Here is a 16242-nt window from a genome sequence, read left to right as displayed (position 1 = left end):
TAGGCAGGCCGCGGCTGCTCATCGCCCGGCGTACAGGTCCAGGGCCTGGAGTTCGGCGGCGACCTCGAGGATGCACGCGCGCAGGGTCTCGACGATTTCGTCGACCTGGGCATGGGTGATGATCAGCGGCGGCGACATTACATTCAGGTGCATGATCGGCCGCACCAGCAACCCCTTGGCCTGGGCCCGCAGATGAATCCGCTCGCCGATGTTGACCTCGTCGGCAAACAGCGCCTTGCTGGCCTTGTCGGCCACGAACTCGACGCAGGCCATGAGTTTCTCGCAGCGCACATCGCCCACCAGCGGCAAACCACGCAGGGTTGCCAGGCGTTGTTCCAGGTAGCTGCCCACCTCCTGCACGTGGGCCAGCAGGTTCTCGCGCTCGATGATCTCGATGTTCTTCAGCGCCGCGGTGCAGCACACCGGATGGCCACTGTAGGTGAAACCGTGGGTGAAGCAGCGCCCTTGGCCGGGCTCGGCGATCACGTCCCAGATCCGCGTCGAGAAAATGCACGCCCCCAGCGGCAGGTAGGCCGAGGTCAGGCCTTTGGCGGTGGTGATGATGTCCGGCTGCACGCCGAACAGCTCGCTGGAGGCGAACCACTTGCCCAGGCGGCCGAACGAGGTCACCACTTCATCGGCGACAAACAGGATGTCGTGGGCCTGGCACACCTGCCACATGCGCTGCAGATAACCTTCAGGGGGAATGATCACCCCGCCGGAGCCCATGATCGGCTCGGCAAAAAACGCCGCGACCCGGTCGGCACCGATGCTGTGGATCTTGTCTTCGAACTCCTGGACCAGGAATTCGAGGAACTGCGCCTCGTCCATGCCATCCGGGGCGCGGTACGGGTTGGGGTTGGAGACGTGGTGGATCAACTCATGGGCGTAATCGAATTCCGGCACCCGGTCAGCAGCCTTGTTGCCGATCGACATCGTCAGGCAGGTCGAGCCGTGATAGGCGTTGTAGCGGGCAATGATGTGTTTCTTCTGCGGTTTGCCACGGCAGTTCTGGTAGTACTGGATCAGTCGATAGGCGGTGTCGACCGCAGTCGAACCACCGGTGGTGAGGAACACGTGGTCGAGATCGCCGGGAGCCAGGCTGGCAAGTTTTTCGCAAAGCTCGATTGCCACCGCATTGGCCATGTCGGAGAACGGATTGGCGTACGCCAGTTGCCGGACCTGATCGGCAATCGCCAGGGCCATTTCCTCGCGGCCCAGGCCGATGTTGGTGCACCACATGCCGCCCACCGCATCGAGAAAGCGCTGGCCTTCACTGTCGTAGATATACGCGCCGTCGCCGGCGACGATGTTCAGCGCGCCGTTTTGCCGGTGCTCATCGAACACGTGGTAGCCGTGCATGTGGTGGGCCTTGTCGGCCTTGACCAGTTGGGCGTTATCGAACTGGTTGAAGAACTCGGTGTTGGGTGTGGTCATGGCAAAGGTCTCGAAGGTGATGATCAATCAGCTGGGATAATCAAGGTGGGAGCGAGCCGACACTGACTCAGAGCCCGGTCTTTACCGTGCTCCAGACCCGAGTGATGGCGCGCATGTCCTTGGCATCCTGGGTCTTCTGCGCAAACAGCCGCGCACGCGTGGCCGCGTCGGGGTAGATCGCCTGGTTGTCACGCACCTCGGGCTGCAGCAACGCGGTGGCGGCCTGGTTGCTGTTGGCGTAGTGGATGTAGTTGCTGACGTCGGCCATTACCTGGGGTTGCAACAGGTACTGGAGGAACTTGTGGGCGTTGGCCACGTGGGGCGCGTCACTGGGGATGTACATATTGTCGAACCAGATCAGCGAGCCTTCCTTGGGCACGAAGTACGCCAGGTTGATCTTCAGCTTGGCCTCCTCCGCCCGGGCCTGGGCGGTGGCGTAATCGCCGGACCAGGTCATCGCCATGCAGACATCGCCATTGGGCAGGCTGGTGAGGTAGTTCACCGAGTCGAATTTCTTGATGTAGGGTCGCACCGACAGCAACAGGTCCTGGGCGGCCTTGAGGTCGGCCGGCGCGGCGCTGCGGGGGTCACGGCCCAGGTAGGTCAATGCCAGGGGGATGACTTCGGTGGGCGCATCGATCAGGGTCACGCCGCAGTCGGCGAAGCGCGAGACAATCTTGGGATCGAAGATCATCGCCAGCGAACCGATAGGGGCATCGGGCATGCGGGCCTTGATCATGTCGACGTTGTAGGTCACGCCATTGCTGCCCCAGGTGTAGGGCGCCGAATAGGCCACACCGGGATCGTAGCCCTGCAGGTCCTGCAGCACCTTGGGGTCCAGGTTGCTCCAACCCGGCAGTTGCTGCTTGTCCAGGGGTTGGAACACCTTGGCCTTGATCAGCGGCGGCACCAGGGAGGCATTGAGCACCACCAGGTCGTAACCGGAGTGGCCGGTGAGCAGCTTGGCCTGCACCGTCTCGTAGGCATCGAAGGTGTCGTAGATGACCTTGATCCCCGTGGCCTGTTCAAAGTCGGCCAGGGTCCTTTCACCGATGTAGTCCGCCCAGTTGTACAGCCGCAGCGTGTGGGCATCGTTCACCTCGGCGGCATGCACCGCCCAGGACAAGGGAGCTAGCAACAGACTGGAAAACACGTGTAGTGCCTTGCGCATTGCACATTCCACCTTATAAGCAGACTCGGCTCTGGATGAGCGGACGTGCTTACTATTGGCGGATTAACGCAACGGCACCATACCCCGAATGGGGGTGGACGCCCGCCCCCCAAACGCAGAACCGTAGCAGCTGTCGAGCAGCGCGAGGCTGCGTCAACGGCCGCACGACGTTCATTCAACTCGGCAATACATCCGCCGGGGGTCGCTGCGCAACCCAACGCAGCCTTCGACAGCGGCTACAGGGATATCCGTCAGACTGCCAGCACGCTGCAGGACGCCTGGTACAGCAGATGCTCGGTGGTGCTGCCGATGAGTTTTTCCAGGCCTCGCGACTGATTGCGCCCCAGCACCAGTACATCGACCTGGTTCTGATGGGCGAATTCGGCCAGCACCTGGACTGGATCACCCTTGATGAAGTGCCGGTGCTCCGGCGCTACGCCAAAATGCTCGGCGGTATTGAGGAAGGCGTTTTCCAGGTCCTGGCGCAATTGCCGGGTCAAGTCGCTCAACGCCAACCCGGCGGCGCCCAGGTCACCCAGAAAATCGGCGGTTATGTCACAGGCTGTGACCAGGTGCAGTTCGGCATCGCATTGCAACGCCAGGCGTTCGGCCTGCTTGAGGATCCGCTCGTTGAGCTTTTGATTCTGTGGCTGATCATTGGCGCTGTCGATGGCCGCAACGATCTTGCGCGGCAAGGCCTGGGCCTGGTCGCCCACCAGGTAGGTCGGCACCGGGCAATAGCGCAGCAGGTGCCAGTCCATCGGGGTGAAGAAGGTGCGCTTGAGCAACGGTTCCTGCTGCACTTGCTTGATCAGCAGGTCCGGTTGCAGTTCGCTGACGTGCTGCAGGATGTCGCTCCTGACGTCTTCGGACCACGTGGTGTAGGCCGTGACCTCAACCCCGCTGACTCGCAATTGATGGGCTTGCGCCTGGAGCCAGAGGTCCTGTTCCTGCAGATAGCTGGCCCGTGCGCTGGCCCAGTCATCGCCCTCCAGCAGGGAAAGGATGCCCAGGGACTTGATCAGCCCGACGATGTGCAGGCTCGCACCGCTGGCCCCGGCCAGCGCACCCGCCTGCTGGATGGCCGGCGACTGGCGCAGGGCCGGGTTGATGATCAGCAGCAGGCGTTGGTACTGGCTCATGGTCGGATTCTCGGATGAAGTTATGTTCAGTATTGACCCAAGACTGCACCCGTGGGGGTTTAGCGTATTGATCCCGATCAAGGCCGGTGGCTGGTCAGGCCATGGTTGGGGGCCGCGGATACAACTGCTCGTCAAACTGGGCCAGTCGCGGGAACACCAGGGGCTGTTCATCCGCCAGGTGCTGCAGGCGCTGGTCGTACTCCACCAGAAACGTCTGGCGCGCCTCATCGCTGATATAAGGCACGTGCCAGGCGACAAACGGCTCCAGCACATCAAACCCAACGTAGGCCAAGGTCCCGCGCAGGATCGGCCGCAGCATGTCTTCCAGCGGGCCGTGAATCGCACCGTCGCCGAACATGTGCTCACGCCCCCCCAAGGTCACCGTCACCAGCGCCTTCTTCCCGGCCAACCCACCCTGATCGTAAAAACGCTTGCCGCCATAGCAAATGCCCGACACCAGCACCCGATCGATCCAGCCCTTGAGCATGGCCGGGGCGGAGAACCAGAAGATCGGGAAGTTGAGGATCAGCAAGTCGGCCCACAACAGCTTGTCCAGCTCGCCCTGGATGTCCGCGGCCAGGGATTGGCTCTTGACCCCCAGGCGTTGTTCCAGGGCGTAGACCAGGTAATCGGGGTTTTCCCGCGAGGAAAAGTCCTGGCTGCTGGCGACCGGATTCCAGTTCATCGCGTACAGGTCGCTGACCTGCACCTCGTGGCCCTGGGCCTTGAGGGTGGTCACGGCCTGGTCACGCAGGGCCGCGGTGAAGGAGTTCGGTTCGGGGTGAGCGTGGACGATCAATACTTTCATGATGATTCCTTAGACGTCTGCAAGCGTCGGCGTTGAAGGGTGTGCAGCGCGCGTGGCCAGCAACCGGTCGAGCCAGTCGGGGTCCATTTGCGGTTCGGATGAAAACAGCAGCCCGGTGTAGTCCTGGTGCGGCGGGGTAAAGATGGCATCACGTGAGCCGTGGTCGACCACCCTGCCCCTTTGCATCACCAGCACCTCGTCGGCAATCGCCCGCACCGTGGCCACGTCGTGGGTGATGAACAGGTAGGCGACGCCGAGCTGTTGTTGAATACGGTTGAGCAGTTTCAGTACACCCTCGGCCACCAGTTGGTCGAGGGCCGAGGTCACTTCGTCGCAAATGATCAGTTGCGGATCGGCCGCCAGCGCCCGGGCGATGCAGATCCGTTGTTTCTGCCCACCGGACAGTTCCCGGGGCTGGCGCTCCATGAAGGTCGCCGGATCGAGTTCGATCATCTCCAGCAACTCGGCCACGCGGGCGCGCATGGCCTGGCCCTTGAGCCCGAGGTAAAACGTCAGCGGCCGGCCGATGATGTCGACGATGCGCTGGCGCGGGTTGAGCGCCGTGTCGGGGATCTGGTAGATCATCTGGATCTTGCGCAGTTGCTCCTTGCTGCGCTGGCGAAAATCCGCCGGCAGCGGCTGACCGTCGTAAAGCACCTGCCCGGCCGTCGGTGGCAGCAGGCCGGTGATCAAGCGCGCAGTGGAGCTTTTGCCGCTGCCGGACTCACCGATCACCGCCAGCGTCTGGCCACGGTACAGGCTCAGGGATACGTCGTGCAGTACCGGGTGCTGGCCGTAGCTGGCGCAGCTGTTGCGCAATTCCAGCAACGGCTGTTCCTGCTGCGGCAAGGGCTTGGGTTCGGTGCGAAAACTGCGCACCGCCCACAGCGACTTGGTGTAGTCCTGCTGCGGGGCGTCGAGCATTTGCCGGGTCTGGGCCTCTTCCACCAGCTTGCCGTGGCGCAGCACCATGATCCGGTCGGCCATCTGCGCCACCACCGCCAGGTCGTGGCTGATGTAGATCGCAGCGCTGCCGTACGTTGCCACGGCATCGCGGATCGCCGCCAGCACCTCAATCTGGGTGGTGACGTCCAGGGCCGTGGTCGGTTCGTCGAAGATGATCAGGTCCGGATGGCAAGCCATCGCCATCGCGGTCATGACCCGCTGCAACTGGCCACCGGAGACCTGGTGCGGATACCGCTGGCCGATCTGCTCGGGGTTGGGCAGGCGCAGCACCCGATACAGTTCGACGGCTTCGGCCATGGCTTGCGCGCGGCTGATGCCGGCGTTCTGCACGGCGGTTTCGACGTGTTGGTCAATCAAGCGATGGGCCGGGTTGAACGACGCCGCTGCGCTCTGCGCGACATAGGCGATGCGCAGCCCCCGCAGTTTGCGCAAGGTCTCGGGCTTGGCGGCCAACAGGTCGATGCCATCGAACTGCAGCGATCCGCCAGTGACCCGGCAGCCATCGCGGGTGTAGCCCATGGCGGCCAGGCCGAGCGTCGACTTGCCGGCCCCCGACTCGCCGATCAGGCCCAGCACCTCGCCCCGTTGCAGGGTCAGGTCGATGCCCTTGATCAACGGGTGCCAGGCGTCCTCGTAGTGACCTTCGATGTGCAGGTTGCGGATTTCCAGCAGCGGTTTGGCAGTATTCATCATCAGCATTCCTTGAGACCGCTGGATTTGTGCAGCATCCAGTCGACGACGAAGTTGACGCTCACCGTGATCAACGCCACGGCCAGGGCCGGCAGCAATGGGCTGATGTCACCGAAGGTGATCAGCACCGCGTTGTCGCGCACCATGCTGCCCCAGTCGGCCGTGGGCGGTTGAATCCCCAGGCCGAGGAACGACAGCGCGCTGATGAACAGGAACACAAAGCAGAACCTCAGGCCGAACTCGGCAATCAGCGGCGCCGCGGCATTGGGCAGCACCTCGCGGGTCACCAGCCACCACAGGCCCTCACCCCGCAGCCGCGCGGCCTCGACGAAGTCCTGGACCACCACGTTCATCGCCACCGCGCGGGACAAGCGAAATACCCGGGTTGCATCCAGCAGCGCGATCACCAGCACCAGCGAGGTGGCCGTGGTGCCCACCACGCTGAGGATCAGCAAGGCAAAGATCAGTTGCGGGATGGCCATCAGGATGTCGACCACCCGCGACAGGCCCTGGTCAACCCAGCCGCCCTTGATCGCCGCCACCAACCCGCTCAAGCCGCCGAGCAGGAACGCCAGCAGCGTAGTCAGGAAGGCAATCCCCAGGGTATTGCGGGCACCGTAGACCAGGCGGCTGAACATGTCGCGGCCCAGGTTATCGGTGCCCAGCAGGAACTCGCCGCCCCAGGGCGCGAAGCCCTCGCCCACCACCTGGGTTTCACCGAACGGCGCCAACAGCGGGGCGAACAGCGCCACCAGGACATACAGCACGATCACCAGCAGGCCGAACTGGGCGCTAAGCGGCGCGCGGAACAGTGCCCGGAGCAATTGTTTAAGCAGGCTCATGGTCTACTCCTTCGGATGCATCAGGCGTGGGTTACTGGCAATCGACAGCACGTCGGCGCTGGTATTGAGCAGGATGTAGGTGGCCGCGAAGATCAGGCTGCAGGCCTGCACCACCGGAATGTCGCGCTTGGCCACCGAGTCCACCAGCAACTGGCCAAGACCGGGATAGACAAACACCACCTCGACCACGACTACCCCCACCACCAGGTAGGCCAGGTTCAGCGCCACCACGTTGACGATCGGCGCCAGCGCGTTGGGCAGGGCGTGGCGAAAGATGATCCGCGACGGGCTGATGCCCTTGAGCCGGGCCATTTCGATGTAGGGGCTGGCCAGCAGGTTGATCAGCGAGGCGCGGGTCATGCGCATCATCTGCGCGATCACCACCAGGCTCAGGGTCGCCACCGGCAGCACCGAGCGCTCGAGGATGGTGCCCAGCGAGGCGTCTGGAGCCAGGTTGGAAATGCTCGGGAACCAGTTGAGTTTGACTGCGAACACCAGGATCAACAGGTAGGCCACGAAGAACTCGGGAAACGACACCGCACTCAAGGCCGAGGTGTTGAGCAAACGGTCGAACCAACTGTTGCGATACAACGCCGCGAGCATGCCCAGCAACAAGGCCAGCGGCACCGAGACCAGCGCCGCCAGCAGCGCCAGGCTGAAGGTGTTGCCCAGGCGGCTGCCGACCAGCTCGGCGATCGGCCGCTGGTTGGCCAGCGAAACCCCCAGGTTGCCCTGCAGCAACTGCCAGATCCAGTGGCCGAAGCGGGTCAATGGCGGCAGGTCCAGGCCCAGTTGCGCGCGGTAGGCCGCCACGGTTTCCGGGGTCGCTGACTGGCCGAGCATGGCCTCGGCGATGTCACCGGGGAGCATGCCGACGGCGAGGAAGATGATCACCGATACGGCGAACAGGGACAGCAGGCCCAGCGCCAGGCGCTGACCCAACAGCTTGAAAATACTTCTCATCGTGCGGTTCCTTATTCTTCTACTGTGGGAGCGAGCGCCCGCTTGCGGCTTGCTCGCGATGGCGGCGGTCCATTCAAAATCAATGTTGCCTGACCAATTGCTATCGCGAGCAAGCCGCAAGCGGGCGCTCGCTCCCACAGGGATTTTCATCGCTTCGAGAATTTCTTACGCCTGCCACCAGCGCTCGATCACCCGCAGCCCGTCCAACTCGCCATACGGCGCGGTCTGGCCGCCGTGGCTGACTCGCTTGGAACGGGCCGCCACGGAGCTGGCGAACAACGGCACGATCGCCCCGCCGTCGTCGCGGCACAGCGCCTGCATTTCGTTGTACATCTCGCGGCGCAGCGGCTCGTTCATCTCGCCCCGGGCGGCATTGAGCAACTGGTTGAAGCGCGGGTTATCCCAGTGGGTTTCGTTCCAGGCCGCACCCTTGGCGTACCCGATGCTGAACATCCGGTCGGCGGTCAGGCTGCTGTACCAGAACGAGGTGGTGAAGGGTTGCTTCATCCACACGTTGGAGAAAAAACCGTCGGCTGGCTCGCGCACCACGTCGATGTCGATCCCGGCGGCTCGGGCCTGCTCCTTGAACAGCACCGACGCGTCCACGGCCCCGGTGTAGGCTGCATCGGACGCTTGCAGGCGTACCTTGAGCGAATCCATGCCGGCCTTCTTCAGGTGGAAACGCGCCTTGTCCGGGTCGTAGGTGCGTTGCTCCAGCGCGCTGTTGATGAACCGGCTGCCGGGCTGGATCGGGTGGTCGTTGCCCACCAGGCCATAGCCGTAGAGCACCGAGGCCAGCAGGGTTTCGCGGTTGATCGCGTGCTTCATCGCCAGGCGCACGTCGTTGTTCTGGAACACCGGGCTGTCGGTCAACATGGGAAAGGTGTAGTGCTGGGCGCCCTTGGTTTCCTCGATCACCAGGTTGGGGTTGCGTTTGAGCAGCGCCACAGTCTTGAGGTCGACTTTGTTGATCACGTCCACCTGGCCGGTCACCAGGGCGTTGACCCGCGCGGCGCCATCGGCAATGGCGATCAGTTCGGCGCTGGCGAAGTGCGCCCGGCCGGGTTTCCAGTAGTCGGGGCTGCGCTCCAGGGTCATGCGCACGCCCGGTTCGAAGTCCTTGAGTCGATAGCCGCCAGTACCGACCGCAGACTGCCAGTCCGGCAGACCGTCCTTGCTGGGCATGATCACCAGGTGGTAATCGGCAACCACATAGGCGAAATCGGCGTTGCCCGAGTGCAGTTCGAACACCACGCTGTCCGGGCCCTGGGCGCTGACCTTGGCGACATCGCCGAGCACGGTCTTGGCCGCCGATGTCGACTTCTCGCCCAGGTGGTGCTGGATCGAGGCCACCACATCGTCGCTGTTCAGGCTCTTGCCATTATGGAAGGTCACGCCCGGGCGCAACTTGAAGGTCCAGACCCGCGCGTCCGGGCTCGACTCCCAGCTCAGCGCCAGTTCCGGAATGGCGCTGCCGTCGACGGCGATTTCACTCAAGGTGTTGTACACCGCCGAGAACCCGACAAAGGTGAAGGTGTCGCTCCAGGAGCCGGGATCGCGCGAGTCGGTGGTGCTGCCACCGGCCAGGCCCAGGCGCAGCACGCCACCGGGCTTGGGGATCGCCTCCTCGGCAAATGCGCCAAACGGCAAACCCATGGAGCAGGCACCGGCCATGGCGGCCGCAGCCGCGCTGTACTTGAGGAAGTCCCGGCGCGGGAAGCTATGTGCATGGATCGCTTGAGTAATTTTGTTGTTGTTATCGCTCATTGCATGGCCTCTGATCAAAAGCTGCGTTGTTAATCGATTACCGGTCCAACTCCACGCAAGGCACCGGGCCATGGCCCGGTGCAAACACCCTGTGGGGCGTCAACCGTCACACCTGGATCGCCTTCACTTCGACGAATTCATTGAGCCCCTCTTCACCCCACTCCCGGCCATTACCGGATTGTTTATAGCCACCGAACGGCGCCTGGTAATTGAACGCCGCGCCATTGATAAAGCACTGGCCCGCGCGCAGTTGCCGGCCCAGGTGCAACGCGCGCTCAGCACTGCCGGCCCAGACCGCGCTGGACAGGCCGAACGGCGAGTCATTGGCGATCTGCAACGCGTGCGCTTCATCGGTGTAGGGGATCAGGCACAGCACCGGGCCGAAGATCTCTTCCTGGGCGATGCGCATGCGGTTGTCGACATCGGCGAACAGGGTCGGCGTGACGTAGTAGCCCCGCTCGAACGCCGGCGCGTGGTCACCGCCGCACACCAGCCGCGCACCTTCCTCCTGGCCGAGCCGGATGTAGTCCTGCACGGTGCGCCGTTGCGCCGCCGAGCACATCGGTCCGAGAAAGCTCTGTGGATCCAGCGGATCACCCATGGCCAGGCCAAGGGTTTGCTCGCGTGCCAGTTCCACCGCCTCGGCGTAACGACGGGCGGGCAAGAGCATGCGCGTCAGGGCGGTGCAGGTTTGGCCGGAGTTGATCATCACGTCCTGTACGCCGTACTGCACGGCAGCGGCCAGGTCGGCGTCCTCGGCGATCAGCAGCGGCGACTTGCCGCCCAGCTCCAGGCACACCCGCTTGACCGACGGTGCGGCAGCCTGGGCCACGCGCACTCCGGCGCCAGTGGAGCCGGTGAACGACAGCATGTCGACATCCGGGTGCTTGGCCAGGGCTTCGCCGACTTTCGAACCCGGCCCGCTGACCAGGTTGAACACCCCGGCAGGCAGGCCGATGGCCTCGATCATCTGCGCCAGCAGGAACGCGTGCAGCGGAGTTTCCTGGCTCGGCTTGACCACCACCGTGCACCCGGCGGCCAGGGCCGGCGCCAGTTTGCCCAGCAGTTGATGCAGCGGGTAATTCCACGGATTGATGAAGGCACAGACACCCACTGCTTCACGGATCACCAGGGAGTTGCCGACCTCACGGACCTGATCCATCAGGCCCGCCAGCTCCGCGTATTGCTCCAGGCCAATGATCGGCCCGTCGACTTGTACCGAGCGGCACCATTGCACCGGCATCCCCAGTTCGCTGGTGATCACTGCCGCCATCTCGTCCGCCCGCAGCCGCAGTTGCTCGGCCAGCGCGCGGATGTAGCCGGCACGCACACTGGAGGCGGTACGTGACCAGGGACCAAACGCCCGCCGCGCCGCAGCCACGGCCAGTTCGACGTCACGCTCATCGCCCAGCGGCACGCGGCCGGCGAGTTCTTCGGTGGCCGGGTTGATCACCTCGGCCACGCCCTGCCCCGACGGGGTCAGCCAGCGGCCATCGATGTACAGCGAACGGTGTTCAAGCATGGGCCTGGGCCTCCATCAATTCATGGGCACAACGGGCGATGCGCTGGCAGGCCTCGCGCAGTTGTTCGCTGTCGACCACCAGGCCCAGGCGAATATGCCCGGCCGCACTGGGGCCAAAGGCTTCGCCGGCCAGCACCGAAACGCCGTGGCGATCCAGCAGACGGTCGGCAAACGCCTGGGCGCTGAGCCCAGTGGCGCGGATATCGAGCATCACGAACATCCCGCCATCGGGTTTCAACGCCCGCACCCCGGGACAATCGGCCAACACTGCGCAGACCAGGTCACGGCGCTGGCGATAGGCCTCGCGCATCGCCGCCAGTTCTGGCAAGTGGTTGTCGAGGGCGACCACGGCGGCATCCTGGACGAAATCCGGCAGGCCATAGAGCATGCACAGCGCAAGGTTTTCCAAGTGCGCAGCCAGCGCCGGTGGCGCCACCACCCAGCCGATCCGCCAGCCGGTCATGGCGTGGGATTTCGACAGGCTGTTGAGGGTCGCCGTGCGCTCTGCCATGCCCGGCAGACTGGCCGGACTCACGTGTTCGCCGTCAAACAGCAGCTCGCTGTAGACCTCGTCGGAAATCAGCCACAGGTCATGGCCGATGCACAGTTCGGCCAAGGCTTGCCAGGTGCTTCTCGGCAGGCTGGCCCCTGAAGGGTTGTGCGGGCTGTTGAGCGCCAAGGCCCGGGTGCGCGGGGTGATGCGCGCGGCGACGTCTTCGGGCATCACTCGAAAGCCGCTCTCGGAGCGCACCGGCACCGGGATCACCACCGCGCCGCAGGCACCGAATACCGCTTCATAGGTGACGTACATGGGCTCGGCGACCAGTACTTCATCGCCCGGGTTGAGCACACACTGGGCCACGCTGAACAGCGCACATTGGGCGCCAGCCAGGACGATCACCTGTTCAGTGGTGACTGCCTGGCCACTGCGCGCCTGGTGCCGACGGGCGATGGCGTCACGCAGAGTGCGTTTGCCGCGCACGTCGGCGTAGTGGGTGTTGCCCGCCAGCAGGCTGTCGATGGCGGCCTGGACGATGGGTGCCGGGGTGTCGAAATCCGGGTCGCCCACCGACAGCAGCAGAATGTCTGCACCTTGCTCGCGCAAGGCCAGTGCACGGTAGTGAATATCCCAGGCGGCGGCGCCGTCGCCGGCGATACGTTGGGTCAGATCGGAAAAACGCATGGTCCTGCCTCCGTCAAACAAACCATCAAGTCAATGAGCGCAGGCATGCTTGAGCTCGATCAGGGTGACGCCGTTGCGTTTGAAGCCGTGGCGCAAATCGGTCTGCAACTCGGCCAGGCTCTGCGGCTGGCTGACGGTGCAGCCGAATGCTCGGCCGAGGGCGGCAAAGTCCGGATTGCGCGGCAGCACGCCGATCGGCTCGATGTCCAGGCTCAGCATGTCGTCGCGGATCTGGCCCAGGGCGTCGTTGTTCCACAGCAGCACCACCAGCGGGCTGTCCAGTTCCTCGACGGCGGTCGCCAGTTCCTGGGCGGTGTAGAGGAATCCACCGTCGCCCACCAGCACCAGGCCCGGACGCTGCGGTGCGCCGAACTTGGCGCCGATCCCGGCGGGCAAGCCATACCCCAGGGTGCCGTAGCCTGTGGGGTGCAACCAACTGCGCGGGGCCAGGCTGGCGAAGGCGTAGTTGCCGGTGTAGGCCAGTTGGGTCATGTCGGTGCTGATAAAGGCGTTGTCCGGCAGTTCGGCGCCAATGCGCTGCAAAATCGCCTGGTGGATCGACTGCAATGGGCCGTGACCGGCCTGCACCGCTTCGCGCAAGGCGGCGACGGCGGCAATCGCCGCGCTGGCGTCGCGCGGGCCGGACGGCAGGCGTTCGAGCAAGCCGTCCAGGGTTTGCCGGGCATCGCCGTGCAAAGCCACGGCACAGGGGTAGAAGTCGCTGAACTTGCGGGGGTCGATATCGACTCGCAGCAGCTCGGCATTCAACGGCAAGCGCTCGCGCCAGAAGTCTGTGTCGGCCATTTCCGTGCCCACTGCCAGCACCACGTCCGCCTCGGCGATCAACTGCCAGCCCGGCTCCACGCACAACGACGAGCCGGCGTTGAGTGCTGCCTGCGGCGGCAACAGACCCTTGCCGGCGACACTGGTGAACAGCGGCGCGGCCAGCCTGGTGCTGAGTTGCTGCAGTTGCGCGCTTGCGTCCAGGGCGCCGCCTCCGGCGATGATCATCGGCCGTTTGGCAGCGTTCAATTTGCTCACCGCCTGGTCCAGGGCGCTGGCGCACGCGGCGCCACGTCCGGGCCGCACCACCACGTCCTGGCTCCAGTCGCGGGACACCGGTGCCGACAAGACGTCCAGCGGCACGGAAATGTGCACCGGGCGCGGCCGCTCGCTGTCGAACACCGCGTAGGCGCGGGCAATCAATTGCGGCAGGTCGTCCGTGCTCAAGGCTACGGCCGAGAACGCGGTAATTGGCGCTGTCATGGCGCGCTGATCCTGGGTTTCGTGCAGGCAGCCCCAGCCCTTGCCGAGGCTGGCGGTGTGGTTGACGCTGGAGATCACCAGCATCGGGATCGAGTCGGCATAGGCCTGGCCGATACCGGTGGCGGCATTGGTTACCCCGGGGCCGGTGATGATGAAGCAGACTCCCGGTTTGCCGCTGACCCGCGCGTAGCCGTCGGCCATGAAGCTGGCGCCTTGCTCATGCCGGGTCAGGACGTGGCGGATGCCGCTGCCGCGCAAGCCGCGATAGAGCTCCAGGGTGTGTACCCCGGGAATGCCGAACACGGTGTCGACCCCGTAGTTGGCCAGCAGGCGAACCAGGGCCTGGCCACCGGTCAATGGTGTGGTGTGCATGTGTTTATCCTCACGCATGGCCGAGGCGAATCAACGCATCGACCGCGGTCGTGCCGTGGGCACCGACCAACAATGGGTTTACATCGAGTTCCAGCAACTGCCCGGCGTTTTCGCAGGCGTAGTCGGCCACCGCGCGGATCGCGGCCACCAGTGCCTCGAGGTCCGCCGGCGCACGGCCACGAAAGCCCTGGAGCAAGGCTGCACTGCGCAAACTCAGCAGGGCATTGCGAATCGCCCCCTCGGTGGTCGGTAGCAGCAGGCTGCGACTGTCCTTGAGCAATTCCACCAGGACCCCACCGGCACCGATCACCAGCGCCAGGCAAAAGTCGTTTTCGCGCTTGATGCCGACAATCAACTCCGCCAGCGGCGCGCTGGCCATGGGTTCCAGCAGCACCTGATCGAAGACCACGCCAGGGGCGTAGGCGCCAATGCTGGTCGCCATGTTGCTCAGGGCGGCCGTCAAGGCGGCGGCGTCCTTGAGGTTGAGCGCCACGGCCCCGGCCTCGGTCTTGTGCGGCAACTCGGCGCTGAGCGCCTTGAGCACCAAGGGGTAACCCAGGCGTTGGGCCTCCTCGAGGGCCTGCGCTACGGTGCTGCGCACGCCATTCGGCACCGGCAGGCCAAAGGCCCGCAGCGCCTGCTTGGAGTCCCATTCATTGAGCAGCCGGCCCGTCCCCGCCAGCGGCTGCGGACAGAGCGGCAGCAACGCTGATTCACCCAGGGCCAGCAACGCCTGGCGGTTAGCCTGGTAACCGGCGATCCGGCCCCAGGCGGCCAGGCCGTCTTCCACTCCTTGCAAAGCAGCTACGCCCTGGGCATGCAAGCGCTCGCGGGCATGGGCCGGCAGCAGCTCGGGAAAAGCCGAGGTGACGAAGCCAGTCTTGCCGTGGCGCACCAGTGCCTGGCAGTACAGCTCCAGCAACAGGTCGCACTCCTTGCGCTCGCCGGTGAACTGGGCGGGGTAATCGAGCACCAGCATGGCCGCGTCGGCTTCGGTGCGCAGGGCACTGTCGAGCATCCGGTTGAGGGCCTCGCCATCGCCCCAGATGGCGGTGGTGAAGTCCAGCGGATTGACCAGGTTGGCGTAGCTGGGCAGGACCTGCGCCAGCTCGGCGGTTTGCCCCGCGTCGAGTTTGGGCAGGCGCAGCTCGTTACGTTCGGCGTAGTCGGCAATCAGCCCGGCATCGCCGCCGGAACAGGCCAGCGCAATCAGGCTGTTGCCCGTTGGCAAGCGACCGCAGGCCGCCGCCTTCAGGGTCTCGACGAAGCTCACCGGGCCACTCACCCGAATCACCCCCAGGCGCGCAAACAGCGCGTCGTACAGGGCATCTGAGCCGGACAGCGAGCTGGTGTGACTGAGCGCCAGCTCGGCGCCGATCTGCGACACTCCGGTTTTCAGGACGATCACCGGGATGCCCTGCTCCAGCGCCTTGTGCGCGGCACGGGCAAAGGCCGGGACGTTCTTCAGACCTTCCAGGTGCAGGCCGATGGCGGTGACTCGCGGTTCGTCGAGCAACACGTCCATCAACTCCGCCACGCCCAGTTGCGCCTGGTTGCCCACCGATGCCATGTAGGCCACCGGCAGCGAGCGGTCGCTCATCGACAGGTTGTAGGCGAAATTGCCGCTCTGGGTCAGCACGGCCACGCCCCGCTCCACCGCCTTGCCGCCATGGGCCACCGGCCACAGCGCGCAGCTGTGCAGGTAGTCGAGCAAGCCGTAGCAGTTGGGGCCGAGCAAGGCCATGTCACCGGCAGCCTCGAGCAGTTGCTGTTGCAGGGCCTGGCCCTCGGCGCCGGTCTCGGCAAAACCGGAGGCGTAGCAGATCGCCCCGCCCGCGCCCTTGGCGGCCAGTTCGCGGACGCAGGTCAGGGTCAGTTCACGGTTGGTGGCAATGAACACCGCGTCCGGCCCGCAGGGCAGATCGCTGATCTGGCGGACGCACGGCACGCCTTCCAGTTCGTCGTGTTGCGGGTTGACCAGCCACATCTGGCCGGCATATCCGCCTTCGGCGCAGCGCTTGAGGGCGCGGGCCATGCTGCGCCCGCCGACAAACGCGACGTGGCGTGGGGCGAGCAGGCGTTTGAGGTTGTCTCGAATCGTCAGGGACATGGG

Annotated in this window: 12 protein-coding genes; all 12 read right to left on the bottom strand. The window is 64.8% G+C overall.

What is annotated here, in order from left to right; genetic code table 11:
- Positions 1-18: 18 nt before the first annotated feature.
- The 12 genes from PspS04_RS13805 to PspS04_RS13750 all read right to left on the bottom strand — a co-directional run bounded on the left by PspS04_RS13805 (position 19) and on the right by PspS04_RS13750 (position 16239).
- Positions 19-1437, bottom strand: a complete 1419-nt coding sequence (locus PspS04_RS13805; protein ID WP_159995932.1) for an aminotransferase — start codon at positions 1435-1437, stop codon at positions 19-21.
- 67 nt (positions 1438-1504) lie between these two features.
- Positions 1505-2608: a polyamine ABC transporter substrate-binding protein gene (locus PspS04_RS13800; RefSeq protein ID WP_159995930.1), complete on the bottom strand. Its 1104-nt coding sequence runs from the start codon at positions 2606-2608 to the stop codon at positions 1505-1507.
- 251 nt (positions 2609-2859) lie between these two features.
- Positions 2860-3750, bottom strand: coding sequence for a universal stress protein (locus tag PspS04_RS13795; protein WP_095170271.1), 891 nt, complete (start codon positions 3748-3750; stop codon positions 2860-2862).
- A gap of 94 nt (positions 3751-3844) precedes the next feature.
- Positions 3845-4558 (bottom strand): NAD(P)H-dependent oxidoreductase, encoded by a 714-nt coding sequence (locus PspS04_RS13790; RefSeq protein ID WP_095170270.1) that lies wholly within the window; start codon positions 4556-4558, stop codon positions 3845-3847.
- A 9-nt stretch (positions 4559-4567) separates the two neighbouring features.
- Positions 4568-6214, bottom strand: coding sequence for an ABC transporter ATP-binding protein (locus tag PspS04_RS13785; RefSeq protein WP_159995928.1), 1647 nt, complete (start codon positions 6212-6214; stop codon positions 4568-4570).
- A gap of 2 nt (positions 6215-6216) precedes the next feature.
- The gene (locus tag PspS04_RS13780; RefSeq protein WP_159995926.1) at positions 6217-7056 is read right to left on the bottom strand and encodes an ABC transporter permease; all 840 of its coding nucleotides are present in this window, start codon (positions 7054-7056) and stop codon (positions 6217-6219) included.
- Between the two features lie 3 nt (positions 7057-7059).
- Positions 7060-8019, bottom strand: a complete 960-nt coding sequence (locus PspS04_RS13775; RefSeq protein ID WP_159995924.1) for an ABC transporter permease — start codon at positions 8017-8019, stop codon at positions 7060-7062.
- A 165-nt stretch (positions 8020-8184) separates the two neighbouring features.
- Positions 8185-9786 carry an ABC transporter substrate-binding protein gene (locus PspS04_RS13770; protein WP_159995922.1) on the bottom strand — a complete coding sequence of 534 codons (1602 nt, stop codon included), beginning with the start codon at positions 9784-9786 and terminating at the stop codon, positions 8185-8187.
- 106 nt (positions 9787-9892) lie between these two features.
- Complete coding sequence (locus PspS04_RS13765) at positions 9893-11308, bottom strand: aldehyde dehydrogenase family protein (RefSeq protein ID WP_159995920.1); 1416 nt, start codon at positions 11306-11308, stop codon at positions 9893-9895.
- Entirely contained in the window at positions 11301-12491 is a 1191-nt protein-coding gene (locus PspS04_RS13760; RefSeq protein WP_159995918.1) for a pyridoxal phosphate-dependent aminotransferase, read from the bottom strand. Before PspS04_RS13760 ends, PspS04_RS13765 begins: the two co-directional genes overlap by 8 nt.
- A 30-nt stretch (positions 12492-12521) precedes the next feature.
- Entirely contained in the window at positions 12522-14129 is a 1608-nt protein-coding gene (locus tag PspS04_RS13755; protein WP_159995916.1) for a 5-guanidino-2-oxopentanoate decarboxylase, read from the bottom strand.
- Positions 14130-14139: 10 nt separating this feature from the next.
- Positions 14140-16239 (bottom strand): acetate--CoA ligase family protein, encoded by a 2100-nt coding sequence (locus tag PspS04_RS13750; protein ID WP_159995914.1) that lies wholly within the window; start codon positions 16237-16239, stop codon positions 14140-14142.
- Between the last annotated feature and the right edge of the window lie 3 nt (positions 16240-16242).

It is taken from the genome of Pseudomonas sp. S04, from assembly GCF_009834545.1.
Classification (GTDB): domain Bacteria; phylum Pseudomonadota; class Gammaproteobacteria; order Pseudomonadales; family Pseudomonadaceae; genus Aquipseudomonas.
This window is presented reverse-complemented; position numbering and strand designations above follow the sequence as displayed.

What these genes read in the sequence shown, in the direction of transcription:
- PspS04_RS13805 (WP_159995932.1), bottom strand. Translation starts at nt 1,437, where the DNA reads ATGACCACACCCAACACCGAGTTCTTCAACCAGTTCGATAACGCCCAA.
- PspS04_RS13800 (WP_159995930.1), bottom strand. Translation starts at nt 2,608, where the DNA reads ATGCGCAAGGCACTACACGTGTTTTCCAGTCTGTTGCTAGCTCCCTTG.
- PspS04_RS13795 (WP_095170271.1), bottom strand. Translation starts at nt 3,750, where the DNA reads ATGAGCCAGTACCAACGCCTGCTGCTGATCATCAACCCGGCCCTGCGC.
- PspS04_RS13790 (WP_095170270.1), bottom strand. Translation starts at nt 4,558, where the DNA reads ATGAAAGTATTGATCGTCCACGCTCACCCCGAACCGAACTCCTTCACC.
- PspS04_RS13785 (WP_159995928.1), bottom strand. Translation starts at nt 6,214, where the DNA reads ATGAATACTGCCAAACCGCTGCTGGAAATCCGCAACCTGCACATCGAA.
- PspS04_RS13780 (WP_159995926.1), bottom strand. Translation starts at nt 7,056, where the DNA reads ATGAGCCTGCTTAAACAATTGCTCCGGGCACTGTTCCGCGCGCCGCTT.
- PspS04_RS13775 (WP_159995924.1), bottom strand. Translation starts at nt 8,019, where the DNA reads ATGAGAAGTATTTTCAAGCTGTTGGGTCAGCGCCTGGCGCTGGGCCTG.
- PspS04_RS13770 (WP_159995922.1), bottom strand. Translation starts at nt 9,786, where the DNA reads ATGAGCGATAACAACAACAAAATTACTCAAGCGATCCATGCACATAGC.
- PspS04_RS13765 (WP_159995920.1), bottom strand. Translation starts at nt 11,308, where the DNA reads ATGCTTGAACACCGTTCGCTGTACATCGATGGCCGCTGGCTGACCCCG.
- PspS04_RS13760 (WP_159995918.1), bottom strand. Translation starts at nt 12,491, where the DNA reads ATGCGTTTTTCCGATCTGACCCAACGTATCGCCGGCGACGGCGCCGCC.
- PspS04_RS13755 (WP_159995916.1), bottom strand. Translation starts at nt 14,129, where the DNA reads ATGCACACCACACCATTGACCGGTGGCCAGGCCCTGGTTCGCCTGCTG.
- PspS04_RS13750 (WP_159995914.1), bottom strand. Translation starts at nt 16,239, where the DNA reads ATGTCCCTGACGATTCGAGACAACCTCAAACGCCTGCTCGCCCCACGC.